Origin of the sequence: Streptosporangium sp. LJ11 (assembly GCF_051918945.1) — a bacterium.
In the GTDB taxonomy this organism is placed as follows: Bacteria; Actinomycetota; Actinomycetes; order Streptosporangiales; family Streptosporangiaceae; genus Streptosporangium.
In genome coordinates this window covers 65,655-91,419 of sequence record NZ_JBPXMB010000029.1, presented here as the reverse complement: position 1 = coordinate 91,419, position 25,765 = coordinate 65,655, and the positions used below count along the sequence as shown (strand labels likewise).

General features: G+C 71.3%; 25 protein-coding genes. 13 read left to right on the top strand and 12 right to left on the bottom strand.

Annotation, left to right across the window (positions count from 1 at the left end):
- Positions 1–57 precede the first annotated feature (57 nt).
- Both ACTOQ3_RS35090 and ACTOQ3_RS35085 read left to right on the top strand, forming a co-directional pair.
- Complete coding sequence (locus tag ACTOQ3_RS35090) at positions 58–726, top strand: Crp/Fnr family transcriptional regulator (protein ID WP_362844439.1); 669 nt, start codon at positions 58–60, stop codon at positions 724–726.
- Positions 727–879: 153 nt separating this feature from the next.
- Positions 880–2,361 carry an MFS transporter gene (locus ACTOQ3_RS35085; RefSeq protein ID WP_440087775.1) on the top strand — a complete coding sequence of 494 codons (1,482 nt, stop codon included), beginning with the start codon at positions 880–882 and terminating at the stop codon, positions 2,359–2,361.
- A gap of 1 nt (position 2,362) precedes the next feature.
- Here ACTOQ3_RS35085 and ACTOQ3_RS35080 read toward each other — a convergent pair whose 3' ends face one another.
- Positions 2,363–3,028: a TetR/AcrR family transcriptional regulator gene (locus ACTOQ3_RS35080; protein ID WP_440087807.1), complete on the bottom strand. Its 666-nt coding sequence runs from the start codon at positions 3,026–3,028 to the stop codon at positions 2,363–2,365.
- Between the two features lie 82 nt (positions 3,029–3,110).
- On the opposite strand from ACTOQ3_RS35080, the gene ACTOQ3_RS35075 reads away from it, so the two are divergent.
- Complete coding sequence (locus ACTOQ3_RS35075) at positions 3,111–4,547, top strand: MFS transporter (protein WP_440087774.1); 1,437 nt, start codon at positions 3,111–3,113, stop codon at positions 4,545–4,547.
- Positions 4,548–4,741: 194 nt separating this feature from the next.
- On the opposite strand, the gene ACTOQ3_RS35070 is transcribed toward ACTOQ3_RS35075, so the two are convergent.
- Positions 4,742–6,832, bottom strand: coding sequence for a PhoX family protein (locus ACTOQ3_RS35070; RefSeq protein ID WP_440087806.1), 2,091 nt, complete (start codon positions 6,830–6,832; stop codon positions 4,742–4,744).
- Between the two features lie 159 nt (positions 6,833–6,991).
- Here ACTOQ3_RS35070 and ACTOQ3_RS35065 point away from each other — a divergent pair, with 159 nt between their 5' ends.
- A complete protein-coding gene (locus tag ACTOQ3_RS35065) occupies positions 6,992–7,447 on the top strand; it encodes a sterol carrier family protein (RefSeq protein WP_440087773.1) in 456 nt (151 codons plus the stop codon).
- A gap of 53 nt (positions 7,448–7,500) precedes the next feature.
- On the opposite strand, the gene ACTOQ3_RS35060 is transcribed toward ACTOQ3_RS35065, so the two are convergent.
- Positions 7,501–9,054, bottom strand: a complete 1,554-nt coding sequence (locus ACTOQ3_RS35060) for a hypothetical protein (protein ID WP_440087772.1) — start codon at positions 9,052–9,054, stop codon at positions 7,501–7,503.
- A gap of 160 nt (positions 9,055–9,214) precedes the next feature.
- Between ACTOQ3_RS35060 and purF the strand changes: the two genes are divergently transcribed.
- Entirely contained in the window at positions 9,215–10,660 is a 1,446-nt protein-coding gene (purF, locus tag ACTOQ3_RS35055; protein ID WP_362844424.1) for an amidophosphoribosyltransferase, read from the top strand.
- Between the two features lie 28 nt (positions 10,661–10,688).
- Positions 10,689–11,714, top strand: coding sequence for a phosphoribosylformylglycinamidine cyclo-ligase (purM, locus tag ACTOQ3_RS35050; protein WP_440087771.1), 1,026 nt, complete (start codon positions 10,689–10,691; stop codon positions 11,712–11,714).
- 257 nt (positions 11,715–11,971) lie between these two features.
- On the opposite strand, the gene ACTOQ3_RS35045 is transcribed toward purM, so the two are convergent.
- Both ACTOQ3_RS35045 and ACTOQ3_RS35040 read right to left on the bottom strand, forming a co-directional pair.
- Complete coding sequence (locus ACTOQ3_RS35045) at positions 11,972–12,205, bottom strand: DUF3073 domain-containing protein (RefSeq protein ID WP_344747622.1); 234 nt, start codon at positions 12,203–12,205, stop codon at positions 11,972–11,974.
- Between the two features lie 149 nt (positions 12,206–12,354).
- Positions 12,355–13,461, bottom strand: a complete 1,107-nt coding sequence (locus tag ACTOQ3_RS35040; protein WP_440087770.1) for a Leu/Phe/Val dehydrogenase — start codon at positions 13,459–13,461, stop codon at positions 12,355–12,357.
- Positions 13,462–13,640: 179 nt separating this feature from the next.
- Here ACTOQ3_RS35040 and ACTOQ3_RS35035 point away from each other — a divergent pair, with 179 nt between their 5' ends.
- Positions 13,641–14,498, top strand: coding sequence for a hypothetical protein (locus tag ACTOQ3_RS35035; protein WP_440087769.1), 858 nt, complete (start codon positions 13,641–13,643; stop codon positions 14,496–14,498).
- 318 nt (positions 14,499–14,816) lie between these two features.
- Positions 14,817–15,020, top strand: coding sequence for a developmental transcriptional regulator BldC (gene bldC / locus ACTOQ3_RS35030; protein WP_013133571.1), 204 nt, complete (start codon positions 14,817–14,819; stop codon positions 15,018–15,020).
- 191 nt (positions 15,021–15,211) lie between these two features.
- Here the strand turns inward: bldC and ACTOQ3_RS35025 are convergent, their stop codons facing one another.
- Positions 15,212–15,934, bottom strand: a complete 723-nt coding sequence (locus tag ACTOQ3_RS35025; RefSeq protein WP_440087768.1) for a TetR/AcrR family transcriptional regulator — start codon at positions 15,932–15,934, stop codon at positions 15,212–15,214.
- Between the two features lie 135 nt (positions 15,935–16,069).
- Between ACTOQ3_RS35025 and ACTOQ3_RS35020 the strand changes: the two genes are divergently transcribed.
- The 3 genes from ACTOQ3_RS35020 to ACTOQ3_RS35010 all read left to right on the top strand — a co-directional run bounded on the left by ACTOQ3_RS35020 (position 16,070) and on the right by ACTOQ3_RS35010 (position 18,635).
- On the top strand, positions 16,070–17,158 hold the full coding sequence (locus ACTOQ3_RS35020; RefSeq protein WP_362695684.1) for a LacI family DNA-binding transcriptional regulator: 1,089 nt from the start codon (positions 16,070–16,072) through the stop codon (positions 17,156–17,158).
- Positions 17,159–17,280: 122 nt separating this feature from the next.
- Entirely contained in the window at positions 17,281–17,529 is a 249-nt protein-coding gene (locus ACTOQ3_RS35015; RefSeq protein ID WP_362695682.1) for a hypothetical protein, read from the top strand.
- A gap of 200 nt (positions 17,530–17,729) precedes the next feature.
- Positions 17,730–18,635, top strand: a complete 906-nt coding sequence (locus ACTOQ3_RS35010; protein ID WP_440087767.1) for an N-acetylmuramoyl-L-alanine amidase — start codon at positions 17,730–17,732, stop codon at positions 18,633–18,635.
- Between the two features lie 20 nt (positions 18,636–18,655).
- Here the strand turns inward: ACTOQ3_RS35010 and ACTOQ3_RS35005 are convergent, their stop codons facing one another.
- Positions 18,656–20,203: a N,N-dimethylformamidase beta subunit family domain-containing protein gene (locus tag ACTOQ3_RS35005; protein ID WP_440087766.1), complete on the bottom strand. Its 1,548-nt coding sequence runs from the start codon at positions 20,201–20,203 to the stop codon at positions 18,656–18,658.
- A 119-nt stretch (positions 20,204–20,322) separates the two neighbouring features.
- On the opposite strand from ACTOQ3_RS35005, the gene ACTOQ3_RS35000 reads away from it, so the two are divergent.
- Positions 20,323–21,963: a beta-N-acetylhexosaminidase gene (locus ACTOQ3_RS35000; protein WP_440087765.1), complete on the top strand. Its 1,641-nt coding sequence runs from the start codon at positions 20,323–20,325 to the stop codon at positions 21,961–21,963.
- Between the two features lie 191 nt (positions 21,964–22,154).
- Here the strand turns inward: ACTOQ3_RS35000 and ACTOQ3_RS34995 are convergent, their stop codons facing one another.
- From ACTOQ3_RS34995 to ACTOQ3_RS34975, 5 genes are all read right to left on the bottom strand, one after another.
- Positions 22,155–22,358, bottom strand: a complete 204-nt coding sequence (locus tag ACTOQ3_RS34995) for a heavy-metal-associated domain-containing protein (RefSeq protein ID WP_440072063.1) — start codon at positions 22,356–22,358, stop codon at positions 22,155–22,157.
- Between the two features lie 129 nt (positions 22,359–22,487).
- Positions 22,488–23,597 carry a quinone-dependent dihydroorotate dehydrogenase gene (locus ACTOQ3_RS34990; RefSeq protein ID WP_440087764.1) on the bottom strand — a complete coding sequence of 370 codons (1,110 nt, stop codon included), beginning with the start codon at positions 23,595–23,597 and terminating at the stop codon, positions 22,488–22,490.
- An 11-nt stretch (positions 23,598–23,608) separates the two neighbouring features.
- Positions 23,609–23,953 (bottom strand): STAS domain-containing protein, encoded by a 345-nt coding sequence (locus tag ACTOQ3_RS34985; RefSeq protein WP_440087763.1) that lies wholly within the window; start codon positions 23,951–23,953, stop codon positions 23,609–23,611.
- The gene (locus ACTOQ3_RS34980) at positions 23,950–24,657 is read right to left on the bottom strand and encodes a GAF and ANTAR domain-containing protein (RefSeq protein ID WP_440087762.1); all 708 of its coding nucleotides are present in this window, start codon (positions 24,655–24,657) and stop codon (positions 23,950–23,952) included. Before ACTOQ3_RS34980 ends, ACTOQ3_RS34985 begins: the two co-directional genes overlap by 4 nt.
- Before the next feature lie 45 nt (positions 24,658–24,702).
- On the bottom strand, positions 24,703–25,173 hold the full coding sequence (locus ACTOQ3_RS34975; protein ID WP_440087761.1) for a GAF domain-containing protein: 471 nt from the start codon (positions 25,171–25,173) through the stop codon (positions 24,703–24,705).
- Between the two features lie 185 nt (positions 25,174–25,358).
- Between ACTOQ3_RS34975 and ACTOQ3_RS34970 the strand changes: the two genes are divergently transcribed.
- Positions 25,359–25,742 (top strand): hypothetical protein, encoded by a 384-nt coding sequence (locus tag ACTOQ3_RS34970; RefSeq protein ID WP_440087760.1) that lies wholly within the window; start codon positions 25,359–25,361, stop codon positions 25,740–25,742.
- The last annotated feature ends 23 nt before the right edge of the window (positions 25,743–25,765 follow it).

The window sequence follows — 25,765 nt, the reverse complement described above, 5'->3', positions numbered from 1 at the left end:
AAGTACCTTTCGCCGCGAGAGCCGTACGAACACAATCGAGATCGCCAGGAGGTGGTTATGACTTCTTCCCCCGAACCGGGCGAATTCATCACATTGCTCACGGAAGACGAGGTAAAGGCCCTGTACGCCGCCGGGCGACCCCGGCGCTGGGACAGGGGCGCGACGATATGCACCGAGGGCGACGTGAGCGACTGGGTGCTCATCCTGACCTCCGGCCGCGTCAAGGTGTCCTCGCACACCGCGGTCGGCAGCGAGGTGGTCCTCGCGGTGCGAGGGCCCGGGGCGCTGCTCGGCGAGTTCGCGGCGATCGACGGGCTCCCCAGGTCCGCCACGGTCACCGCCCTCGAACCCGTGGAGGGGATCACGGTCCGCGACTTCTCCTCGTACCTGCAAGCTCATGGGAGAGTCGCCGTACTGCTGATGCAGATGGTGACCGGCAAGATGCGCGACTCCGACCGCAAGCGCATCGAGTACGGCGCGTTCGACACCACCGGCCGCGTGGCCACCCGGCTGGTCGAGCTGGCCGAGCGGTACGGCGAGCCGGACAACGGCGGGGTGCGGGTGGCGCTGCCCCTCTCCCAGGACGAGCTGGCCGGCTGGACCGGGGCCTCCCGCGAGGCGGTCAGCAAGGCGCTGCGCTCCCTGCGCGATCGCGGGCTGATCGAGACAGGCCGGCGTCGCGTGATCATCCACGACATGGAGGGCCTGCGCAAACGGGCCCGCTGAGGGCACGCCGTCCCGAAAAGGGCCGTACGGATCAGCGGAGGGGCGTGCCCGCCCTGGAGAGGAAGGGCACGCCCTCGGCACGCGAAAGCCGGGGCGCGCTTCGGGGTGAGACCGGATCACGGTCGACGTACAACGTACGTCAGACTGGGAGCCATGGTCGCAATTCCCCAAGACCTGCCTGGATCCCCCGAATACCTATCAAAACTCCGCTACGCGTGGCGGGTCTGCTCGGTCACCAGCCTCGGCCTGGTCATGATCGGCATCTCCGGCAGCACCCTGAACGTGGCGCTTCCCACCGTGGTCAGGCACTTCCACGCGGACGCGTTCTCCGCGGGCTGGGTCCTGCTCGCCTTCCTGCTCGTCAACACCGCGACGCTGGTGTTCTTCGGCCGGGTGGCCGACCTGCTCGGCCGCCGGGAGATCTACCTGGCGGGGTTCGTCCTGTTCACCGCCGGATCGTTGCTGGCCGGGCTCTCGCCGGGCATCTGGTTCCTGATCGCGATGCGCGCGGTGCAGGCGGTCGGCGCCGCGATGATCCTCGCCAACGGCACAGTGATCATCACCGACGCCTTCCCTCCCGACCGGCTCAGCCAGGGCATGGGCGTCTACATCGGCACCCTCTCGGTCGCCCAGCTCGCCGGCCCCACCCTGGGCGGCCTCGTCGCCGAGACCGCCGGCTGGCAGTGGATCTTCTGGATGAACGTGCCCGCCGGGTTGATCGCCCTCACCTGGGGGGCGTTCACGCTGCGCCGCGTCTCGCGGGGAGAGCGCCGGCCGGTGGACGCGCTCGGCAACCTGATCGTGTTCGCCGCCCTCTCCGCCGCCCTGATCGCGCTGTCCGAGGCGGGGTCGCGCGGCCTGTCGAGCCCCGTGGTGATCGTCGGCGCGGCGATCGCGGCGGTGCTGGTGCCGGTACTGGTCGTGGTGGAGCGCCGGGCCTCGCATCCCGTGCTCGACCTGCGGCTGTTCGGCGAGCGCATGCTGGCCTTCGCCAACCTCGCCTCCTTCTGCAACGCGCTGGCGCGCTCGGCGCTGATCCTGCTGGTCGCCCTCTACTTCCAGGCCGCCAGGGGCGTCGACGCCGTCACCGCGGCCCTGGGCGTGCTCCCCGTCCCGATCGGCATGGCCCTCGCCTCCCCCGTCGCCGGCGCCCTCGGCCGCCGCGTCAGGCCGTACGCGCTGTCGGTGGGCGGCGCCCTGATGAGCGCGACCGGGCTGGGCATCCTGCTCCTGAACACCGACCCCGCCACGCCGTACTGGATCATCGCGGTGGGCCTGTTCCTGTGCGGCTGCGGCAGCGGCACCTTCCTGACCGGCAACACGACCCAGGTCATGTCCGCCCTGCCCGCCGGGAGCCTGGGCGTGGTGAACGGCTTCCGGCTCATGATCATGAACGTCGGGATCGTGCTGAGCGTCGCCCTCACGCTCAGCGTCCTGACCAGCTCGGTCAGCGCCGAGCTGCGCGGGCAGGTGTACGCGGGCACGCTGTCGCGCGTCTCCCCCGTCGCCGTCGAGCACCTGATGACCGGTTTCCAGCGGACCTACGCCGTCCTGTTCGCCGTCGCGCTCACGGGCGCCCTGACGGCCGCCCTCGCCCGTCCCCGCCGCTCCGGTCGCGCGAGGTCGCCCTCCTGAGTCAGTGCCCTCCTGAGCGGGCGGAGAGCGCCTCGATGCCGGCCATGAGGAGGTCGACGCCGAAGGTGTCGTAGAGATCGGGGGCACTGCCCTCGGAGAGGGGCACGGCCATCTCCACGATGTGGGGGTAGACGTCCGGCGGCAGCGACTGGAGCCTGAGCCGCTTAAGGCGCGTCCGCTCGGCCGCCTCCTGCTCGGAGAGGCCGGGAGGGCAGTTCCGCCCCGGACCCGCCGCCAGCGCGATCGCGCCGCTGAGCAGGTACCGGGAGATCATGCAGCTCTCGTCGGAGGAGAACCCGCCGCGCTTGGCGAGGCCGAGGGCGGTGTCCCAGACCGCCAGGTAGGCGGGCACCTCTATGTGGTCCACCGCACCCAGCACGTCCGCCGCGCACGGGTGGCGCCGGAGCACCCTGACCAGGCCCGCGACGAGCTCGCGGAGCCCCTCCTGCCACGGGCCCGTGTAGCCCCCCTCGATCACGAAGCCCTCGATCAGGTGGCCCGCCATACCGGCGGTCAGCTGCTCCTTGTTCTTGAAGTGCCAGTAGAGCGCCATCGGGGTGACGCCCAGCTCCTGGGCGAGCCTCCGGATGGTCACCGCCGCCAGTCCCTCGGCGTCGCCGATCTCCAGCGCCTGCTCGACGACCGCCTCGCGGGTCAGTTTCCCCATCACGCTTGACAACTATACGCCGTACGGGTTCCACTGTGCACCGTACATGTACGACGTATAAGTACAACGTAGAGGACGGGGAATGACGGATACCCGCAGGTGGTGGGCGCTGGGAGCGATCTCGCTGGCCACCTTCATGACATATCTCGACAACAACGTGGTGAACGTGGCGCTGCCCACGATCCAGCGGGACCTCGGGCTGAGCATCTCCGGGCTGGAATGGATCGTGAGCGGCTACATCCTGGTGTTCGCCGGGCTGATGCTCGTCGGCGGGCGCCTGGCCGACGTCTTCGGGCGGCGGCGTGTCTTCCTGATCGGCCTCGTCGTGTTCACCGCGGCGTCGTTCGCGGCCGGGATGGCCACCGACGGCGGCGCGCTGATCGCCACCCGGGCGGTGCAGGGCGTGGGGGCGGCGTTCCTCACCCCCACGGCGCTGGCCCTGCTCACCTCGATCTTCCCCGACACCAGGGAACGCGCGACGGCGGTCGGCCTGTGGAGCGCGGTCGGCGCGCTCGCCCTCGCCCTCGGCCCGCTGACCGGCGGGTTGATCAGCGAGCGCTGGCACTGGGGCTGGATCTACCTGATCAACGTGCCCATCGGGATCGTGACGCTCGGCCTCGCGCTCTGGGCGATCAGGACGGCCCCCCGGGAGACGGTACGGCGCGGCCTCGACGTCCCGGGCCTGGTGACGTCGAGCCTGACGCTGTTCGCGCTGACGTACGCGCTCATCGAGGGTGCGGGGGCCGGATGGACCTCCCCGGAGATCCTGGGCGCCTTCGGGATCGCGGCCGTGTCGGCGCTCGCCTTCGTCACGATCGAGCGCCGCGGCCGGGAGCCGATGATCGACCTGTCGCTGTTCCGGTCGCGGGTGTTCAGCGGGGGCACGCTGTCGATGGGCCTGTGGTCCTTCGGGGTGTTCGGCATCTACTTCTTCACCGCGCTGTACCTGCAGAACGCGCTGGGCTTCTCGCCGATCGAGGCCGGGGCGGCGTTCGTGCCGATGGCGCTGGTGATGGCCGTCACCGCCACCCTCGCCCCGAGGCTCGACCGGGCCCTGGGCACCGCGCGGACCGTGGCTGCCGGGCTCCTGCTGATGGCCGTGTCGGTGTTCGGGATCTCGTTCGTCGGGGAGGGCGGGTCGTTCGGCGACCTGCTGCCGTGGTTCCTGGTCTACGGGGTGGGCGGCGGCATGCTGGTGCCGCTCACCACCGCGATCCTCGGCGCGCTTCCGGCGGGCAGGACGGGGGTCGCCTCGGGCGTGCTGAACGTCTCGCGCGAGATCTTCGGCCTGCTCGGCATCACGGTCCTGGGGGCGATCCTCGGCGCGCGGCAGTCCTCGCTCCTGGCGGAGGGCGCCGGGCAGCCGGCCGCCTTCCTGGACGCCTACCGGTACACGCTGGTCGTCGCCGCGGCCATCGTGCTGGTGGGCGTGCCGGTGAGCCTGCTGTCGCTGCGGGCCTCCCGGGCCGCACGCCCGCCGGTGGCCACCGAGGAACGTCCCGCCGTACCGGTGGGTTAGGGCCCCGGACACGCGGAAGGGCACCGGCCCGCGTCCCCGGGGTGGGACGCGGGCCGGTGCCGGAAGCGGTGCGAGCCGGCGGCCGGATCAGGAGCCGGTCCACGTCCCCCCGAGCGGGCGCGGGCCGGTGCCCGGACGGAGCCGGTGCCGGGACGCGAACCGCGGGCGGACGCGGGTGCGAACCGGCGGCCGGGTCAGGAGCCGATCTTGCCGCCCTTCGCGTGCCAGGCGACCACGACGGACGGGCGGGGCTGGGAGGTACCGCCGTCAGGCCAGTGGCTGCTGGGGGTCTCGGGGGTGGCGCCGTCGGTCTCACCGGGGTGCTGCACGGCCACGAAGACGCTGCGCTGGTCCGCGCTGACCAGCGGGCCGCAGGTCTCCGCGCCGACCGGCACGCTCAGGAACTGCTTCAGGTGACCGCGCTCGGGGCCACGGACCGGCATGGCGAACAGGCCGTCGTTGGCGCCGAGCTGGTTGCCGTCGGTGGAGATCCAGAGGTTGCCGTCGGCGTCGAAGGCGACGTTGTCCGGGCAGGAGATCGGCGAGACCTTGGTCTTGTCGAACCCGGCGAAGTAGGTCGCCGGGTCGTTCGGGTCGCCGCAGACCAGGGGCAGGGACCAGGCGAAGGTCGTGGCCCCGGCGTCGTTGCGCCGCTCGACGATCTCCAGGACGTGGCCGTGCTTGTTCGCCGGACGCGGGTTGGCCTCGTCCACCTGGGCCGGGGTCCGGTTGCTGTTGTTGGTCAGGGCCACGTAGACGCCGCCGGTGACGGGGTTGCGCTCCACGTCCTCGGGACGGTCCATCTTGGTCGCGCCGACCTTGTCGGCCGCCGTACGGGTGTAGACGAGCACCTCCGCGGCCGTCATCCCGGGAACGTGCGAGACCTTGCCGGTAACCAGCGGGATCCACTCGCCCGAGCCGTCGAACCGCCCGTCGGCGGGGAGCTTGCCGGTGCCGTCGATCTCGGTGGCCGGGCTGTTACCGGTGAACTTCGCCACGTACAGCGTGCCGTCGTCCAGCAGGGTCCGGTTGTGCCGGTCGAAGCCCCGGATGTAACGCTCCCGGGAGACGAACTTGTAGACGTACTCGAACCGGGAGTCGTCGCCCATGTAGGCCACCACCCGGCCGTCGGCGGCCAGGGAGGTGGTGGCGCCCTCGTGGGCCAGCCTGCCCAGGGCGGTTCGCTTGATCGGGGTGGAGTCGGGGTCGAACGGGTCGATCTCCACGATCCAGCCGGTGCGGTTGACCTCGTTCGGGTGCTTGGCCAGGTCGAAACGCTCCTCGACCCTGTCGAACCTGCGGTTGCCGCTCGGGACGCCCGTCGTGATGTTCACCCCGTACCGGGCGAGGTACGGCTTCTGCGCCTCGGGCACGCCGTTGCCGTTGACGAAGTACTGGTTGAAGTTCTCCTCGCCGCTGAGCACCGTTCCCCACGGCGTGGTGCCGCCCGCGCAGTTGTTCAGCATGCCGACCGGCGTGGTGCCCTTGGGGTCGGCGGCGGTCCTCAGCAGGGCGCTGCCGGCCGCAGGGCCGGTGAACTTCATGGGGGTGTGCACGGTGACGCGGCGGTTGTAGCGGCGGGAGCCCCGGGTGACCAGCTTCCACTGGCCGGACCCGCCCACCCGCTCGATCTCGACCACCGAGCCGCCGTGCGCGGCCATCCCGATCCTGATCTGCTCCTCCGTCGCGGAGGTGCCGTCCGTGTAACCGCGGAACATCAGGCTCTCGTCGCTGTACTCGTGGTTGACCCAGAGCAGGCCCCGGTGCTGCCCCATCGGGAAGAGGGTGACGTAGTCGCAGTTGTAGCCGAACTGCTTGGCCTGCGCGGCTGCCGTCTGGTTCTCGAAGTCGAACGCGGGGGCGCCGGGCAGAACCGGGTCGCCCCAGCGCACCACGGCCGCCGACAGGTAGCCCGAGGGGACCGTCACCTTGTCGTCGGTGTTCGGCGCGATCGCGGTGAAGCGGAGACCGCTCTTCTGGCCGTGGTCGTGACCGTGGCCCCCGCCGAAGGTGCTCGCGTCCACGTCCACGTCCACGTCCGGGTCGGCGAGGGCGGGGAGCGCCGTGCCGATCCCGACCCCGGCGACGACGGCGCCCAGGGCACCGGCCCGCAGCATGGCGCGACGGGTCATCGCCTCGGCGACCACGTCGCCGAAGTAGCTGTTGTCGCTGGTGTTCGTCACATCGTGGGCGCACTGGTCACCGCAGCGGAACCGGCAGGTGAGCGCGCTGCGTCCACCCTTGTGCGGGCTCGTGAGCAGGGGGAGCAGTCGGCGCGGCGACATGTTCGCCACAGGGTCCTCCAAAAAGGGGCGAGGTCTTTCGGCCCGGAGGCTACGCGGGCCGGCCGAACCCGAGGTGAACGACGTCGACCGGGATGATGAACCGTTTGCCGGGACGAGCCGTCCGGGGCGCTGTCCCGGGACGCGGCTCCGGCGGGCATCATGGATCACGTGCCACCTCACAAGCCCGACGCGGCCAAGGTCCGCGCCGCCCTCGACACCCAGCTGAGCGCTCTCGACGAGCCGCCCTACGACGGACCAGGAGGGCTCGCGGCGCTGCTGGGCGCCTGCGTGAGCGTGGTGATGAGAGCCTTCGAGCGGGGAATCCGCCCGGAACGGGAGATCACTCGCTTCGCCGTACGGCACCTGCTGGACGAGCTGGCGACGGCCGCGCCGGGCCGGACCGTCGAGGTCCGGGTCCCGCCCTACGCGGCGGTGCAGTGCGTCGAGGGTCCCCGTCACACCCGGGGCACCCCGCCCAACGTGGTGGAGACCGACGCGCGCACCTGGCTGGAACTCGCCACCGGCGGCCTGACCTGGTCCGAGGCGATGGCCGCCGGAAAGATCGCGGCGAGCGGGGCCCGCGCCGACCTGTCCGGCCACCTCCCTCTCCGATAGCCGCCCCGGGCAGGCTGTGACCCCCGTCGGCCCCCGTCGACCCCCGTCCGCCGTTACGGGGCGGTCGGCACCTGGACGCCGAACCTGTCCTCGATGCAGCGCCGCTGCAGCTCCGGCGGCAGGTTGACGCAGTCGCCGACCTTGCTGTAGAGCCAGCTCATGAACACCGCGGCGATCACCAGGGTGAGAAGGCTCAGCGCGATCCCCACCCAGGCCCGGCCCGGCCTGGACTTCTTGACGAGCGCGACGATGCCGACGATCAGGCCGACGATCGCCACCAGCACGCCGAGGCCGCAGACGACGAGCGACACGATCGCGACGATCCCGAGCACGAGCGCGGCGGTGCCCAGCCCGCCGCCGGGCTTGCGCCCCTCGTCCGGGTACGCCGGGTAGGGCGTGGCGTACGGATAGCCGGGCGCGCCCGGAGGGGCCGGGTACGGTGTGCCGCCCTGGAGCGGCTGGGAGGGACCGGTCGCGGGTGACGGCTGCGCACCGGGACCGCCGTAGGGCTGCCCGGCCTGCTGCGCCTCCCCGTACGTGGGCTGCTCCCCGTAGCCATACCGGCCCGTTTGCTGTGGATGGCCCGGCTGGGGCGCTCCCGGGGCGCCGGGAACGGGCGGCCGGTCCGCCTGGAAGCCACCGGCGGGCTCGGCGGGCCGCTGCGGGGCCTCAGGTTCCCCGGAGGACGCCGGTTGCTCGTAGCGCGACGGCGGGGTGGGGGCTGCCGGTGTCCCGGGGTGGTCCGTCCCCCCGGGTCGGCCGGACTCGCCGGAGGTCTCCGAGGCGCTCTCCCAGCCGGGGTAGGCGGACGGCGTGGTGCCCGGCACCGTGTAGGGCTGCCCCTCGGGCACCGCCCCCTCACGAGTCCCTTCGGGCACCCCCTCACCGGTGCCCCCGGGCGCGCCCTCCCGCGCTCCCTCGGCCCTGCCCTCGGATGCCCCCCCGGACTCCGAAGACCCCGAGTCCTCCGAAGCCCAGGATGGGCCGGGAGTCCCGGACTGCCCCAGGTACCCCGGCGCGGCGTACGGGCCGCCCGCCTGGTCGGGCGGCGGCACCTCCGGCGCGGTCGGCGTGTCCGGATGCGGCGGAACCCGTGGTTCGGCGGGAATCGCGGCCGGCGGCCAGGTCGGGGCCTCATTGGGATCGGGCACGGGTGTCTCGGGATCCGGCTCCTCCCACGGCTCCGGCGTCGGGGGCGTCGACGGCGTCGACGCCCCCGACCCCCACACGGAACCCTCGCCGGGCTCCCGGCCCTGGGGCTCGGCCCGGCCGGGGATCTCCGTCCACCCGGTCGGCTCGGCCCTGCCGGAAGGTTCGGCGGAACCGGCCTGGCCTGGAGACTCGGCGGAGCCTGAGGGATCGGCCCACCCGGTGGACTCGCCCGCCGGGGCGGGGGGTTGCCGCCACGTGGGCGGCTCGTTCGAGGGAGGGACGGGCCAGGCGGTCGTCTCCGGGACGGCGGGCTCGTGCTCGCCGGGCACGGCCGCCTCCTCGGAGGTGTCCTGTGGCTCCTCCGAGCCGGACCCTTCCTGTCCTTCCTGCTCTGGGCGCCTGTCCCGCGGCACTCGCCGCGGGTCGGGCTGGTTCGGGTCCACAGGTGTTGTCACGTCTCTTCTCCCGACGCTCGGGCATGCCGGATATCTCACACTCCCCTGTCAGCCACCGGCGAAACAGGCTGACACGGCAAAACACCGATGATCGTTCGGTCAGGGTGCTACATGCCGCGGAACGGACCCTGGGTGCGAGCAGGGAAGAAGCCGACCTAGAATGAAGCATGTGCTGAAGGGCGACGGCCATCTGAGCCATGACCTTGATCCTCACGACCGGCCTCCGAAGGACGCATGTGGCGTCTTCGGGGTGTGGGCCCCTGGGGAGGAAGTCTCCAAACTCACCTACTACGGGCTGTACGCGTTGCAGCACCGCGGCCAGGAGTCCGCGGGCATCGCGGTCAGCGAGGGCAGCAGGATCCTCGTCTACAAGGACATGGGCCTGGTGGCCCAGGTCTTCGACGAGTCCGTGCTCGGGACCCTCCGCGGCCACCTGGCGATCGGCCACTGCCGCTACTCGACGACCGGGTCGAGCGTCTGGGAGAACGCGCAGCCGACGCTGAGCTCGACCGAGTCCGGCGGGCTCGCGCTCGCCCACAACGGCAACCTGATCAACACCCCGGAGCTGGCCAGGCGCCTGGCCCCCGGATCCACCAGGGCGACCACCGACACCGAGGTGCTGACGACGCTGCTGGCCCAGGACCGCAGCCAGTCCATCGACGACGCGGCGGCCGAGCTGCTTCCGCAGGTCAGGGGCGCCTACTCGCTCGTCTTCATGGACGAGAAGACTCTCTACGCGGCCCGCGACCCACAGGGCGTCCGCCCGCTGGTCCTCGGGCGCCTGGAGCGCGGCTGGGTGGTCGCCTCGGAGACCGCGGCGCTGGACATCGTGGGCGCCACGTTCGTCCGCGAGATCGAGCCGGGCGAGCTGATCACCATCGACGAGCGCGGCGTGCGCTCGCGCAGGTTCGCGCTCGCCGAGCCCAAGGGCTGCCTGTTCGAGTACGTCTACCTGGCCCGCCCGGACACCACGATCGCCGGGCGCGGCGTGCAGACCACGCGCGTCGAGGTCGGCCGCGTGCTGGCCCGCGAGCACCCGGTCGAGGCCGACCTGGTCATCCCGACCCCCGAGTCGGGCACTCCCGCCGCCGTCGGCTACGCCGAGGAGAGCGGGATCCCCTACGGTCAAGGTCTGGTCAAGAATTCCTACGTGGGCCGGACCTTCATCCAGCCGTCCCAGACGATCCGCCAGCTGGGCATCCGGCTGAAGCTCAACCCGCTGAAAGAGGTCGTCGCGGGCAAGCGCCTGGTGGTCGTGGACGACTCGATCGTGCGGGGCAACACGCAGCGGGCGATCGTCAAGATGCTGCGCGAGGCGGGCGCCACGGAGGTGCACGTCCGGATCTCCTCCCCGCCGGTCAGCTGGCCGTGCTTCTACGGCATCGACTTCGCCACTCGGGCCGAGCTGATCGCCGGTTCGCTGAGCGTGGAGGAGATCCGCGCCTCGCTCGGCGCCGACTCGCTCGGATACATCTCGCTGGAGGGCCTGACCGCGGCCACCACGATCCCCGCCGACCGGCTCTGCCGTGCCTGCTTCGACGGCGAGTACCCCATCCCGATCGACCAGGACAACGTGGGCAAGTACGTGCTGGAGGCCAAGCGTTGAGCGGGCCGGGCGCGCAGAGAGAGGCTTCATGACCAGCTACGCGGCCGCCGGAGTGGACATCGACGCGGGCGAGCGCGCCGTCGAGCTGATGAAGTCGAAGGTCGCGCGGGCGCGCAGGCCCGAGGTCGTGGACGACGCCAGCGGTTTCGCCGGCCTCTTCGACGCCTCGGCCCTGCTGTCGTACCGGCGGCCGCTGCTCACCACGTCGACCGACGGCGTCGGAACCAAGGTCATGCTGGCCCAGCGGCTCGACAAGCACGACACGATCGGGATCGACCTGGTCGGCATGGTCGTCGACGACCTGGTCGTCTGCGGCGCCGAGCCGCTGTTCATGACCGACTACATCGCCTGCGGCAAGGTGGTCCCCGAGCGGATCGCCGAGATCGTGGGCGGTGTCGCCGAGGGCTGCCGCCTGGCGGGCTGCGCTCTCGTCGGCGGGGAGACCGCCGAGCACCCCGGCGCCATGGAGGCCGGCGAGTACGACCTCGCGGGTGCCGCCACCGGGGTGGTTGAGGCCGACAGGATGCTCGGCCGCGACAGGGTCCGCGCGGGCGACGTGGTCCTCGCGCTGGCCTCCTCGGGCGTGCACTCCAACGGTTACTCGCTGGTCAGGCACATCATCGACCGGGCCGGGCTGTCCCTGGAGGCCGAGCTGCCCGAGCTGGGGCGGACGCTGGGCGAGGAGCTGCTGGAGCCGACCAGGATCTACTCCCTCGACTGCCTGGAGCTGGCCCGCGCGGTCGACGTCCACGCGTACGCCCACATCACGGGCGGCGGCCTGGCGGGCAACCTGTCCCGCTCGCTGCCCCCCGGTCTGGACGCGCTGCTCGACCGCTCGTCATGGACCCCGCCCGCCGTCTTCGAGGTGCTCGCGGGGCACGGCGGGGTGGCTCAGGCCGACATGGACCGGACGTTCAACCTGGGTGTGGGCATGGCCGCGGTCGTCCCCGCCGAGGCCGTGGAACCGGCCCTGGCGCTGCTCGGGGAGCGGAACCTCCCCGCCTGGGTGCTCGGCGAGATCGTCGAGGGCTCGGGCCAGGCGCGTTTCCGCTGATCCGCCCGCCTTCCCGGCGAAGGCGACCCCGCGGCTCCCGTGTCCCTCCCGGCCGGTGTCACCGGCCGGGAGGGGACGCGCCGGATCCTGTCACCGGTCCGAAGAGCCGGAAAGGGATGCGCCGGATCCCCGGCGGGTACGGCGAAAAGCGCTCCGGACCACCGGAGCGCCGCATATTGTCGACTCGTAGCGAGAAGAACACCCGGTGGCCTGTGCTCACCACCGGGTGTCCTGCTCACCGTCAACCTGAAATCCGCCTAGCGGCGGCCGGATGTCCCGTCGTCGCGGTCATCTCCGGAGCCGAAGTCATCGGCGTAATCGGCGTACCGATCCGCCAGCTCGTCGTAGGCGTCGTTGGAGTCGTCATTGTGGTTGGAGTCGTCTCTGACTCCGAGCTCGTCGCGCAGACGCTCAAGATCAGTGCCACCGCTGTTGTACTTCAGCTGGCGAGCAACCTTGACCTGCTTGGCCTTTGCTCGGCCGCGCCCCATTGGCTCGACCCCCTCGTGTGGGGTCGTGCCCGACCCCTCGTCGCTAACGCACCACGCACTGACGCCACCTGACTTAGGCGTCAGCTCTCGTTCGCCTACAACCGTACCCGTTTTACGCCCGGCTCGGTACGTCGTATGGGCGTGTGGGGCTAGTGGCCCAGCCAAATGCCCCTAATTCGCCCGACTTCCGACATTCTGCGCTCAGCCAGCCTATCGGCTGCGACGGCCGGAGGGACGCCATCCTCCGCCGCACTAGAGAAGATCTTGAGAGTCGTGTCGTAGATCTGGGTGGCCTTTGCCTGGGCCCGCTCCATGTTGAATCCCCTGATCTCGTCCGCGACCTGGATGACGCCGCCGGAATTGACCACGTAGTCGGGCGCGTAGAGGATCCCGCGGTCGGCGAGCTGCTTCTCCACGCCGGGGTGGGCCAGCTGGTTGTTGGCCCCGCCGCAGACGATCGCGGCGCGCAGACGGGCCACCGTCTCGTCGTCCAGCGCCCCGCCGAGGGCGCACGGCGCGTAGACGTCGACGTCGGCGGCGGTGAGCTCCAGCCGGTCGGCGACGACCTCGACCTGGGGGTGGATCCGCCGCAGCCGTTCCACGGCCCCCTCGCTCACGTCGCAGACCACGACCTCCGCGCCGTCCTCGATCAGATGGCCGACCAGGCGGTGGCCGACCTTGCCCACACCCTCGACGCCGACGCGCCTGCCGCGCAGCGTCGGCGTCCCGTACGTGTGCTCGGCGGCGGCGCGCATGCCCTGGAACACGCCGAGGGCGGTCAGGATCGACGAGTCGCCGGCCCCGCCGTTGGCCAGCGTGCGGCCGGTCACGTAGGAGCACTCGCGGGCCACGATGTCCATGTCCTCGCTGTAGGTGCCCACGTCGCACGCCGTGTAGTAGCGGCCCCCGAGCGACTGGACGAACCTGCCGTAGGCGCGCAGCAGCGCCTCGCTCTTGTCCGTCGCCGGGTCGCCGATGATGACGGCCTTGCCGCCACCGAGGTCGAGCCCCGCCAGGGCGTTCTTGTAGGCCATCGCCCGCGAGAGGTTGAGCACGTCGGCCAGCGCGGCCTGCTCGCTCTCGTAGGGATAGAACCTGGTGCCGCCCAGGCCGGGGCCCAGGGCGGTGTTGTGGATGGCGATGATCGCGTGAAGGCCGCTGCGCTCGTCGGAGCAGAAAACGACCTGCTCGTGCCTCGCCTGGCCGCCGGTTGCCGGGCCCGCGTCCTTGTGGGACAGCCCGAAGACGTCGGTCACTGTGGTGACTCCCAGTCGTTCGTTACCGCCGCACCGTCGCGGCGGAGATCACCCTCAGCGTAACCACATGTCCGTAAAGGCACGACGTGCACGAACGTCCCATCTCAATGGCCGAGACGACCACCGCGGAAGCCGGTCCGCTGCGGACAACGGCCGGTCCTTCGTGACACGATGCGGTCGTGCTGCCCTATGCCGCGTACCTCCGCGTCTACGAACCGCTGGTCGCGTTCGCCCCGGCGGAGCGCGTCTCGTGGGCCGCCTACGCCGAGGCGGCCGACCGACCGCGCCGAGCGAGCGCCCTCCACGCCGAGCACGGCGAGGCGATGCGACGCCTTCTGGGGGTGCCACCGGCTCCGGCACCCGCCCAGGAGAGCCCCAACGCCTATCTGAGGCGCGTGGAGGAGGTCCTGTACGTCTGCCCGTGGCAGAGCAGGCTGAGGTCCTGGCTCGCCTTCTCACGCTTTCGCGGGGCGACCCCGCCCAAGCTGATGGAGCGTTTCGTGCCACCCGCCGTCGCGGAGCAGACGGCCGACGACTTCGACCGGTTCAAGCGCCGCACCGACTCCGCCGCGCTGCGCACGCACATCCGCGGCTCCACCTGGCACGTTCCGACCTCGTGGTTCGTCCCCTTCGACGGCAACGAGCGCTGGCTGGTCATCGACGGCGGCGAGGGCAAGGGGGGCACGACCACCACGCGCAACCTGATCTACGTCACCTCCATGGCCCACGCCAGGCGCCGCAGCGCCCGCGCCCTGCAGATCATCAGGAGGCAGGTGGGCGAGGTCTCGGTCACCGCCGAGGTCGAGGACGTGGCGCGCTGGCTGGAGGAGTTCCACCCGCATTCGCTGGTCGAGCTCGACTACGGCGGCATCGTCAACCTCATGGACGACGAGACGCTCCAGGCCGACGAATCCGTGGCGGAGCTCGCGGCGGCGCTGACAGGTCTGGAAAAAGGCGAGGAAGAACTGGCGTTCGCCATGTACCAGCGCGTCATCCTCCGCTGGCGATCAATACAACTTCTCGAATCGGCAAACTGAGTCGCAAATCATCCCTTCGACCTGCGTAAGTAGGTCCGTCGATGACCGGGGATGCACCTACGAACTGAGTAGTTTGCCGTTTTCACTGCGATACCACGAAACGTGTCGCTAGAATCACCGAGCGTGACAACAACACGTGCACAAGAGAGATGAGTCGCTCAAAGACTCGCCAATCGCTCTACGTGGCTGTATGGTCACATCGGGTGATGCCGCATATGGCCCAAACAGCCGCACGCAAGGGCCATAGGCGGACATCCGTGACAAGCGTCAAGTCGCAGGATCGCTGTCGCCGGTCCACATGGAGGAGAGGCCGCACAAATGTCAGCTCGTACACCCGAGGCAGAGCCGCTGCTCACCCCGGCGGAGGTCGCAACCATGTTCCGCGTCGATCCCAAGACCGTGACCCGGTGGGCGAAGGCGGGCAAGTTGACGTCCATCCGCACCCTGGGTGGACACCGCCGGTACCGGGAGACTGAGGTTCGCGCGCTGCTCGCGGGGATTCCGCAGCAGCGCTCAGAGTAAGACGGGGGCCGTCACTGACCTAGGGGGATTGGTGCGCGCTCACCCTTTGAGCGTGTAGGCCACACGGGTTTGTGGGGAGCGGCGTCGCCCGCCCGGCGCCGCCCCAGCACGTACCCCGCCCTCCGGCGCGTGCTCCGAACGACCGAGCGCGTGCTCCGAAGGGCTCGGAAGTATCTTCCAGGGGGTTTCTCTCAGCCGTCCGCCCCGGGCCTCTCCCGGTCCGCAGGGCGGCTCGATCCACCTCTGACCAGGTTGTCCAGCAACTCGCCGACCTGCGAGTCGTGCTCGGCCGCCACGCCGAGCAGCGCCACCATCTGACCGATCAGCATGCGCTCCAGCGCCGGCCGCTCGATGTCGCGGCGCTCCAGCCAGTCGAGGCCCGCGGTCTCGACGGAGGCGATCCACGAGCGCAGCGTGACGCGGAGCACGGGGCCCGGCTCCTCGACCCGCATCTGCTTCATGATCAGTTTGAGCAGCCGGTGCCTGACCGCGTCGACGACCTCCCCGGTCTCACCGCTGCTGTTGGCGGGGCCGCCCTTGAGCAGCGCGGCGAAGCCCGTCGCGTGTTCCTCGACGAAGTCGAAGTAGCGGGTGAGGCCCCCGGTCAGCTCGTCCAGCGGATGTCCGCCCTGAGGTCTGAGCCTCGCCTCCAGCTGGGCTGCGGCGCTCTTCAGCGCGGCGACGTAGAGCTCCTGCTTGCCGCCGAAGTAGTGGTAGACCAGGGCCCGCGACGCGCCGGCCGCGGAGGCCACGTCGTCGATCGACACGTATTCGGCGTCACGCCTGCTGAACAGCTCCAGGGCCGCCGCCATGAGCTCCTCGCGGCGCCGGTCGACGGTGAGCCTGCGCCGCGCCGGTCGCGCGCCGCCCGCCGCGGGTTTCGCCCGTTCGGCGGCTCCGGATGTCGACCCCACACCGCGAAGCCTATCGGAGCCGATCCGCCCGGCGCCGGGGTCAAGATCGGAGTTCCCTTCCGCGCAAGCCGTACCCCATTCGGAACTCGATCGTTTTGAGTGACAGGTGCCCATCCACCATCGCGGGGGAGAGCCATGTCAGGACCGCCGGTCAACACCACCGTCACCCGAGCCCGCGGGTTCGCCGAACCCGTTCTGTCCGAGGGGGGCGGCGGGCCACGCCCGAGACCCACGATCCGCAACGTGGCCGAACGAGCCGGTGTCTCCAAATCACTGGTCTCGCTCGTCCTGCGCGGATCGCCCCACGTCAGCGAACATCGCAGGCAGGCCGTGCTCCAGGCGGCCAGAGACCTCGGCTACCGGCCCAACGCGGTCGCGCGCAGCCTGGTCGAGGGCCGCACCCACCTGGTCGGGGCGCTCGTCGCCGACCTGCACAACCCGTTCTACGCGGAGTTCCTGGACGGCCTGCAGGAGAGCCTGCACGGCGACGGGCTGAGACTCCTCATCGGCAACAGCCAGTGGGACCCCGCCTTCGAGGACGAGGCGGTCGAGGCGTTCCTCGAACTGCGCGTCGACGGGCTCGTCCTGCTCGGCATCGCGCCCACCAGCGGGACGCTCATCGAGGCCACCGGCTACACGCCGACCGTGGTGGTGGGCGAGCGCGACATCGACCTCGGCGGCGTGGACATCGTCGTCGACGACGACCAGCTCGGCGCCCGCCTCGCCGTCGACCACCTCGTGGAGCTCGGTCACCGCAGGATCGCCCACATCGAGGCCTCGGGCATCTCCTCCGGGCGCTTCCGGTGCGAGGGCTACCTGGTCGCGATGCGCAGGCACTCCCTGGCGCCGTACATCATGGTCGAGGAGGGCGAGTCCAGCGAGGAGGGCGGCGCGAGGGCGGCGCACAGCCTGCTCACGCGCGATCCCCGGCCCACAGCGATCTTCGCCGCCAACGACCTGGTGGCCATGGGCGTGCTGTCCGCGGCCGCCGAGCTGGGTCTGCGGGTTCCCGAGGACCTGTCCGTGGTCGGGTACGACAACATCCACCGCGCCGGGACCCAGCCGATCTCGCTGACCACCGTGGACCAGCCGCGCCGCGCCATGGGCCGTTCCGCCGCCGCGCTGCTGAACGACCGGATCGGCGACCCCGGCAAGACCTCGCGCCTGCGCCAGGTCGCGCCGCAGCTGGTCGTACGGAACAGCACGAGTTCCGCCGAACGCTAAAGAGCCTGCCTGGAGCGTTACAGCACGCCCAGGCAGGCTCCATGACCTCCCAAAGACCAGGTCAACATCGTGAACGGCGGCGCGCCGCCGGTGTTGACTCTGGCCGAGACGAGGGGGTAACAATGCGTGATCCGGAACTGGTGTCATGCGCCCAGCGGGCCGCCGCCGAACTCGAGCGGGCGTGGGCGCACTGGCGGGCCGCCCGGGGCCGCAACGGCGACGCCGGGGCCGAGTCCGTGGCCAGCTACGTGGCCCATTCGATCGACCACCCCTGGGGACGGCCTCGCGTGGTCCTCGGGCTGGACGCCGAGGACGCCAGGGAGCTCGCCGCGCTCCTGCAGAAGCTGGAGGTCGGCGAGCACGCCTGGTGACGGGCCCACGCCGCCGCCTTCCGTGACGGAAAGCACATTTGACGGGAAGGCGTCTCTGACGGGGAAGCACCACACGCCTCGTGACAGGCGGGTGAGGGGAGCGCCTCACGCCTCGTAACAGGCGGGCACATATCGCGACAACGGCCGTGTCATGCCCTCAGGCCACGTAAGTTGGGTGGTCGACGACTTCCTTGGGGGCGATGAGCGTGACCGGTAAAGCACTCGCGGCGACCCTTGTCCTGTGCGGGCTCGGCGTCGCCGCCTGCGGTGGAACCGCCGCGGGCGCGGACCTCGCGCGGGAGCGCGGGCCCGTTCCTCCCGCGGCCGGAACGGCCGCGGCCCCGGCGGCCGACGGCACCGCCGGCACCCCGGCAGGCCCGGCGGCCGGCGCGGCGGGCGATCCCGCCGCGAGCCCCGCCACCGGGCGCGGCGGCGAGGGCCGCGAGTCGCTCAGCGGCAAGGTCGTGGTCATCGACCCCGGCCACAACGGGCAGAACTACCGCCACCCCGCGGAGATCAACAAGAAGGTCAACGTCCTGACCCAGTGGAAGGCCTGCGACACCACCGGCACCGCCACCGCGAACGGCTACAGCGAGGCGGCCTTCACCTGGGACGTCTCCCAGCGTCTGGCCAAGATCCTCAAGAGCCGCGGCGCGACGGTGAAGTTGACCCGCGACAGCAACTCCGGCGTCGGGCCGTGCATCACCCAGCGGGCCGCGATCGGCAACAGGGCGAAGGCGGACGCGGCGATCTCGATCCACGCCGACGGGTCGAGCACCGCCAACCACGGCTTCCACGTGATCATGCCGGAGAAGATCGGCGGCCCGGTCGACCCGGTGGTCGGGGCCTCCAGGAAGCTCGGCCTGGACGTGCGGAACGCCTTCAGGCGCGGCACCGGCCTGTCGTACTCCACCTACATCGGCAAGAACGCCCTCGACTACCGCAACGACCTCGGCGGCCTGAACCTCTCCACGGTTCCCAAGATCTTCGTCGAGTCCGGCAACATGAGGAACCCCGCCGAGGCGGCCAAGTTCCAGCAGCCGGCGTTCCGGCAGAAGATCGCGCTCTCCCTGGCCAACGGGCTGCAGCAGTACCTGGGGCGGTAAGCCCCCCGGCCCGGCCCGTGTCAGCGGCCCGGCGGGCCGTCCAGGCCCAGGGCCTCGAGGTTGTCGCGGGCCGGGTGGCGGCGCGCGGCCGGGCCCGCGGCGAAGGCGCGCAGGATGTTCCCCGTCGCCTTGCGGACAAAGGCCCCGGCCCGGTCCGTGACGCCGTGGCCGCAGCGGGCGCCCCGCATGGCGCACACCCAGCGCATCGTGCCCGAGCTGAACACCGCGGCGCCGCTCGGCACGGTGTAGTAGGCGCTGTGCGCGACCGTGGCGCGGCCTCCGCAGTTCACCGGGGACACCGACAGGACCTCCATCGGGCGTGGCACGCCCGCGCCGACCCTGTCGGTCTCCACGCCCACCATCCCGGGGAAGGTGGTGCCGCGCCGCACCCCGGTCCCCCTGAAGATCCAGTTGCCGGGACGCCTGACCACGTAGGCGGACTCGGAGGGAAAGCAGTCGTACATCGGGCCGGTCAGCGAGCTCTCCGGCCTGGCGGTGGCGCGCCACAGGATCGTCCCGGGGTCCTCGGCGGCGTCCTTGTGGCAGACGACCAGGCGGCGCGGGCCCAGGCGCCTCGCGGCGAGGCGGACCCGCCAGTAGACGGCGTTGGCGCCCAGGAAGGCGAGGTTGGTGCCGTGGTCCCGGGCGGCCTCGACGGTGCGGCGCATGCCCGGCGACCAGTACTCGTCGTGCCCCAGGGACACCAGGCCCCTCGCCCCGTCGAGAACGCGCGGGTCGCGGTCCAGGTCCAGGCTCGTGACGTAGGCGAGCGGTACGCCGCGGCGCTCGGCGAGCTCGATGGCGTCGCGTTCCATGTCCAGGAAGAGCCGTGCCCCTGAGGCGTCGTACGGGCGGTCGAAGCTGACCGCCCGGGACCTGTCCCCGAAGCCGCCGGGCCCCTCGTAGAGGCTGCGGCCGCCCCAGCCGTTGTACGCCTGCCAGGTGGTGACCGCGTTGACGACGACCAGGCGCCCCCTGGTGGAGGCGGACCTGACGGTGAGGGGGACGTAGCGCCGTCCCCCGGTGGCGGCGTCCAGCCGGATCAGGTAGGAGCCCTCGGGCCAGCCCGAGGTGTCCACCTCGGGACCGGGTTTCCAGTGGGCGGCGGTCACCGTCCCGGTGGCGGCGATCGTCCTGGGCGGCGCCTGCCTCGTGCCGGGCAGCCCGGCCGCCCGCCAGACCCGCCTGGCCCCCGCTCCGCCGTACCAGCCCATCCGGAAGGCCCTGGCGGTGTAGCGGTCGGCGGTGGTCGAGACGTACAGCCGGAAACGCTCTCCGGGCAGCACGCTCACCCGGTCGGCGAAGCCCTCGATCTCGTGCTCGGCGCCACGCCGGCGCAGCCGCCAACCGGGATCTCCCGCCCTGGCGTTCTCCGCCACGGTGGTGCCGGCCCCCTCGGCGCTCCGCACCGCGGAGGAGGACTCCGAGGGAGTGGGCGAGGGCGGGGTAGGGCTCTCGACGGTGGCGGAACACCCGGCGGCCAGCATGATCGCCGCCGGTACCGCCACCAGGACCGCCGGCGGGGTGCGAGCCGGGTGCCTGGACGCTTGGAACATGAGCAGCAGCATGACCGCGCGAGGGTTCTCCCCCGGCTCTCCCGCGCGGTACTTGGGCGGTTCTTGGTTCCATGTCCGGAGTCGCCAGGGTAAAGGGCTTATTTCTCTGGCGGTTTGGCATGATTCAAGCCATGGACCTCCTGCCGCTTCCCTCCGCTTTCACTCCTGCCAGCGGTTTCCTCGGCCTTCCCCACGGGGTCGTCGTCTCCGGTCCCGCCGAACTGGTGGACGCCGTACGCCTCGCGCTCGCCGTGCTCGATCCGCGTCCCGGCGAGGCGGGGACGATCACGGTGGAGCCCGACGCGTCGCTCGGCCCCGAGTCGTACGCCCTGGACGTGACGGACGGGGGCGTGCGGATCGCGGCCGGAGACAGGGCCGGGGCCTTCTACGCGGGCCAGACGCTGCGGCAACTGCTGCCCGCGGCGGCGTTCCGCGCGGTGGCCGGTGCCGGGGCGGGCTGGAGCGTTCCCCTCGGCCAGGTGCGGGACGCGCCCCGGTTCTCCTGGCGCGGGGTGCACCTGGACGTGGCGCGGCACTTCATGCCCAAGCGCGAGGTGTTCAGGATGGTCGACATCATGGCGGCCCACAAGCTGAACCGTCTCCACCTGCACCTGGTGGACGACCAGGGGTGGCGGGTCGAGAGCCGCCGGCACCCGCGGCTGCACGAGGTGGGCGCGCACCGCCCGCGCACGATCACCAGCTACTACCGGGAGGAGCCGGCCTTCGACGACGTCCCGCACGGCGGCTACTACACGCTGGAGGACCTCGCCGAGATCGGCGCCTACGCGCGGGCCCGCGCCGTGACGGTCGTGCCCGAGATCGACGTACCGGGACACGCCTCGGCGATCCTCGCCGCCTATCCCGAGTTCGACGCCCGCGCCACCGGCGGGCGCCGGCCCGAGCCCTTCACCGTGCTGGAGCGCTGGGGCATCTCCCCGGCGATCCTGTCCCCGCTGCCGGAGACGGTCGACTTCCTGACCGGCGTGATCGAGGAGATCACCGAGGCGCTGGGCGAGACCCCGTACGTCCACATCGGCGGGGACGAGTGCGTGCTCGACGACTGGGCCGCCTCCCCCGAGATCGTCGCGTTCCAGGTGGAGCTGGGGCTGGAGAGCGTGAGCGACCTGCACGCCTGGTTCCTGCGCCGGCTCGCGGACGAGCTGGCCGAACGCGGCAGCAGGGCGGTGGTGTGGGACGAGGCGTTCGTCAGCGGCATGCTCAGGCCCGACACGATCGTGATGCCCTGGCGCGGGCCGGGGGTGGCCAGGCGTGCCGCCGCCGCCGGGCACGACGTGGTGCAGACCCCGGTCTTCCCGCTGTACTTCGACTACGCCGAGGCCTCCTCCGAGGAGGAGCCCTTGGCGATCGGCGACGCGATCACCGTCTCGGACGTCGCGGCCTTCGCCCCGGCGCCGGAGTCATGGACGGCCGGGGAGCGGGAGCGCGTGCTCGGGGCGCAGTTCCAGCTGTGGAGCGAGCGGCTGCCCGACGGGCGCGCGGTGGACTACCGCGCCTGGCCCCGGGGATGCGCGCTGGCCGAGGTCACCTGGTCGGGCTCGGCCGGGAACGGGTTCGACGCCCGGCTGGAGGCGCACCTGGGCCGCCTCGACGCGCTCGGCGTCGAGTACCGGCCGCTGACCGGCCCGCGTCCCTGGCAGCGGGGCGGGACCGGTCACCGGCGCCACCGCCCGGGGGTCGTCAAGGTGGAGGAGACCATGAAGCACCTGGAGAAGATGACCCACGAGGCCGACTCGACCCGTCCCAGCATGTGACCGGTCTCCCGGCCCCTGAGGGCCGGGACGGCACGGATGACGGGGTGGAGAAGGGCGGTGTCCCGGCCTCCGCCGGGCCGGGCCGGTGCGAGTGACGGGGGCGCAGAGCAGGAACGGTGTCCCGGCCTCCGCGGGACCGGTCGTCGCGAGCGGCGGGGCGCGGAGAAGGAAGGTGTCCCGCGCCGCCCCTGTCAGGCGAGAACCTCGTAGCCCGCTTCCTTGACGGCGGCGCGGACGGCCGCGTCGTCGAAGGAGTCGCCGGAGACGTCGACCCTGCCGGTCTCGAGATCGACGTCGACGCCGGTGACACCCGGGACCTCACCGACCTCCTCCTTGACCGAACTCACGCAGTGGCCGCAGGTCATACCGGTGACGGTGTATGTGGTCGTGCTCATCGTGCCTCCATGTCCTGAAGTTACCCACCCAGGGTATAAGGTGAGCCGCCTTGCGGGCCGATGGGGTGAGGAGTCGGGACCCGCCGCGAAGGTTCGGGCCGCGACGGTTCCGACCGCGCCGCGACCGGGTCAGCTCACGGGGCTCCGGCTCGCGGTACGGCCGATGATCTGGCGGAGGTCGACCACGCCGTGACGACGGAGGCGGCGGGAGAGGTCGCGGTTCACGCGGTGCGCCCAGAGGGGACCCTCGTAGATCAACGCGCTGTAGCCCTGGACGAGCGTGGCCCCGGCGAGCAGGCGCTCCCAGACGTCGTCCACGTCCTCGACGCCACCGACGGAGACGAGCACCAGGCGATCGCCCACCCTGGCGCGCAGCCTGCGCAGGACCTCCAGGGACCGGGCCTTCAGCGGACGCCCCGACAGGCCGCCGCTCTCGTGGCTGTGGTCACGGCCCGCGGGCTCCGCACAGGCCAGTGCCTGCCTGCCGATCGTGGTGTTGGTGGCGATGATGCCGTCGAGCCCGAGGTCCAGGGCCAGGTCGGCGACCGCGTCCACGTCGGCGTCCGCCAGGTCAGGAGCGATCTTGACCAGTAGCGGGGTGCGCTTGGGCGTGGCGTCGGCGACCTCCTTCACCGCGCGCAGCAGCGGGCCCAGCAGCTCCACTGCCTGGAGGTCGCGCAGGCCGGGGGTGTTGGGCGAGCTGACGTTGACGACCAGGTAGTCGGCCAGGGGGGCGAGCTCCCTGGCGCCGGCCACGTAGTCGGCGACGGCCCCCGACTCGGGCACGACCTTCGTCTTGCCGATGTTGACGCCGACGATCGCGGGGACGCCCCGTGGCCTGGACAGCGACCGGGCCGCGGCGGACGCGCCCGCGTTGTTGAAACCCATCCGGTTGATGATCGCCCGGTTTCTCACGAGACGGAACATCCGGGGTCTGGCGTTGCCCGGCTGGGCATGGGCGGTGATCGTGCCGACCTCGACGTGACTGAAGCCGAGCGCGGACACGGCCTCGACACAGCCGGCGTCCTTGTCGAAGCCGGCCGCCAGCCCGAACGGGCCGGGAAAGTGCACGCCGAAGGCCTGCACGCGCAGCGCGGGGTCGCGTGGCGCGAGGCGGCGGTGAACCAGCCGCCTGACCACGGGTGTCACCGAGAGGACGCGGAGAGCGCGCACCGCCATGTGGTGCGCGTCCTCGGGGTCGAGGCGGCGGAGGACCTGCGAGAAGACGAATCGATACATCACCGATCAGGTTAGTGCCCCGGCGGGGTGCGGCTCGCGCCGACCGCGCCTCCGGGGTGCCTGATCAGGAGGTACCGATCGAATTCCAGCAGCCGCAGCAACCGGAGCACCGGCCCTGACGGCCGCACGATGATCATCTCTTGGCCCAGGCCGCGCACGTGTTCGTCGGCCCGCAACAGGGCCCGCGCACCCGCGCAGTCGATGAAGACCACCTGGGCCAGGTCGAGTTCGACCGTCGCCGCGGTGAGCCCACCGAGGACGCGCCACAGTTCGGCGCCCTTGACGGCGTCGAGATCACCGCGAACGGTGATCTCGACCCTGTCCCCGGCGGGTCCGGGCGACGTGAGCAGGATCACCGTATTTCGCCCGCCCCCTCACCGAGCACCTCGGCCGCCAGGTCGGCGACGCGGCGGCGGGTGTCGCGGGCCTGCTTGCGCAGGCCGGTGAAGGCCTGGGTGGCGGTCAGGTCGTGCTTGCCCATCAGGTAACCGATCGCCCGCTCGATGACCACGCGGTAGTCGAGGGCGTACTGGAGCTGGTCGGCCAGGGCGCTCTTCTCCTCGGCGGCCATCGCGGCGGTGAGAAGCTGCTCGATCACGTCCGCGTAGCCGTAGAGCGCCTGGACGTCCGACTCGTCCCACTCGTAAAAATCGGCCTGGTAGACGTTCAGGGTGCCCACCGGCTCACCGCCAAGACGCACCGGCACCCCGGCCACCGCCCGCACCTCCGGGTGAAGCCGGTCGGCGAGCTTCGGCCAGCGCGGATCGACGCGCACATCACTTGAGGTCACCGCGGAATTCTCCTCGTACGCGGAAACGCACGGCCCCTGGCCGAGATGGAGTTGTGCGCCCTCAAGACTGCGTCCCCGCTCATCGGTGGCGACCAAATAGCGGAGATCTTTACCTTCTTCGGCAAACATCAGTCCCGCACCCGCATATCCGAACAGCGAGTTCACCACATCCACGGCACGCTCCAACTGATGGACTATGCCTGTGGTGGACGAGGTCGTCTGAAGCCTTCTCAGGCTCGCGACCAGCGCTTCCGGATCAATGTGAGTCATACGTGTGGCGCCTTTCAGCGTCGACCTGGTTACTTGACGTGCACACTACGGCTTCCCTGGAAAAGGAGGTCTATGAGCCATGGTCTGAAGGACCATCACCATGAGCTCGCCGAGGCGCTCTCCCGTCCGGACTTTCGCGGGCTGCCATTCATGGCTCGTCCGGTCGTAAAAATTCAGCGTGCCGATCAACCGCTCCTCCGCCCGCAGGGGCACGGAGAGCACCGCCCGCACCTCCGAGACCCGCGCGGCCACCCCGGGGAACCCGAACGGCCTGGCCGCCCTCAGGTCGTCGACCGCGACGTCCTCACCTCGGGACAGGGCCTCGATGGCCGGTCCGGCCCCGATCTGCTCCTGGATCAACTCCAGCCGCCGGCCCTGGTCGTCGGACCCTCCGATCGCCCGCAACCGGTCGTGGTCGTCTATCAGCATGAGGGCCGCCCCGTCGGAGCCGAGGACATCGGCGAGAGCGCTCAGGGTACGGTCGACGAGCCGGGAGAATTCAAGGACCTGGGTCATGGGCGGGCTTCCTCCATGTCGAGGTAGCTCCGCGGACACAAGGCGGAATGATCTGCGGATCAGAGCCTAGTGCTGCCCGGCGACTCCGGCCAAGCTGCCCGGCCTCGGCCGGGCGGCCGAGGCCGGACATCACCGTCAATACATCGTTAAGCATTCGGCAAACGATGATTGGCAGGGTAGGCGTTATGAACATCCTGTCACGTTCGGCCATCGTCCGGCGACGGCGCACCCTGGCCAACCTCGTGCTCAGCGACCTGGCCGACACCGGTGACGTCACCGTCCCCGCCTGGTGGGACGAGGAGATCCAGCGGGAGTTCGGCGGGCTGGGCGGATTCCTCGCCGAGCTGAGCCGCCAGTGGTGGACGGCCTACGCCGCGCATCTGGACGCGCTGATCGAGCTGGGTCTCGACGACCCCTCCCAGGCGTGGGACGACGTCACCGAGCAGATGCCGTGGCTGCGGGCCGTCCTCGACGCCTACACGGACGACGCGGCGCTCGCCGAGGCCGAGCGGCGGCACTGCGACGTCCTGCGCTGGACGACCCGCCGCGAACCCCGGCACGCGGCCTGACGCACTGACACATGGCATGGGAG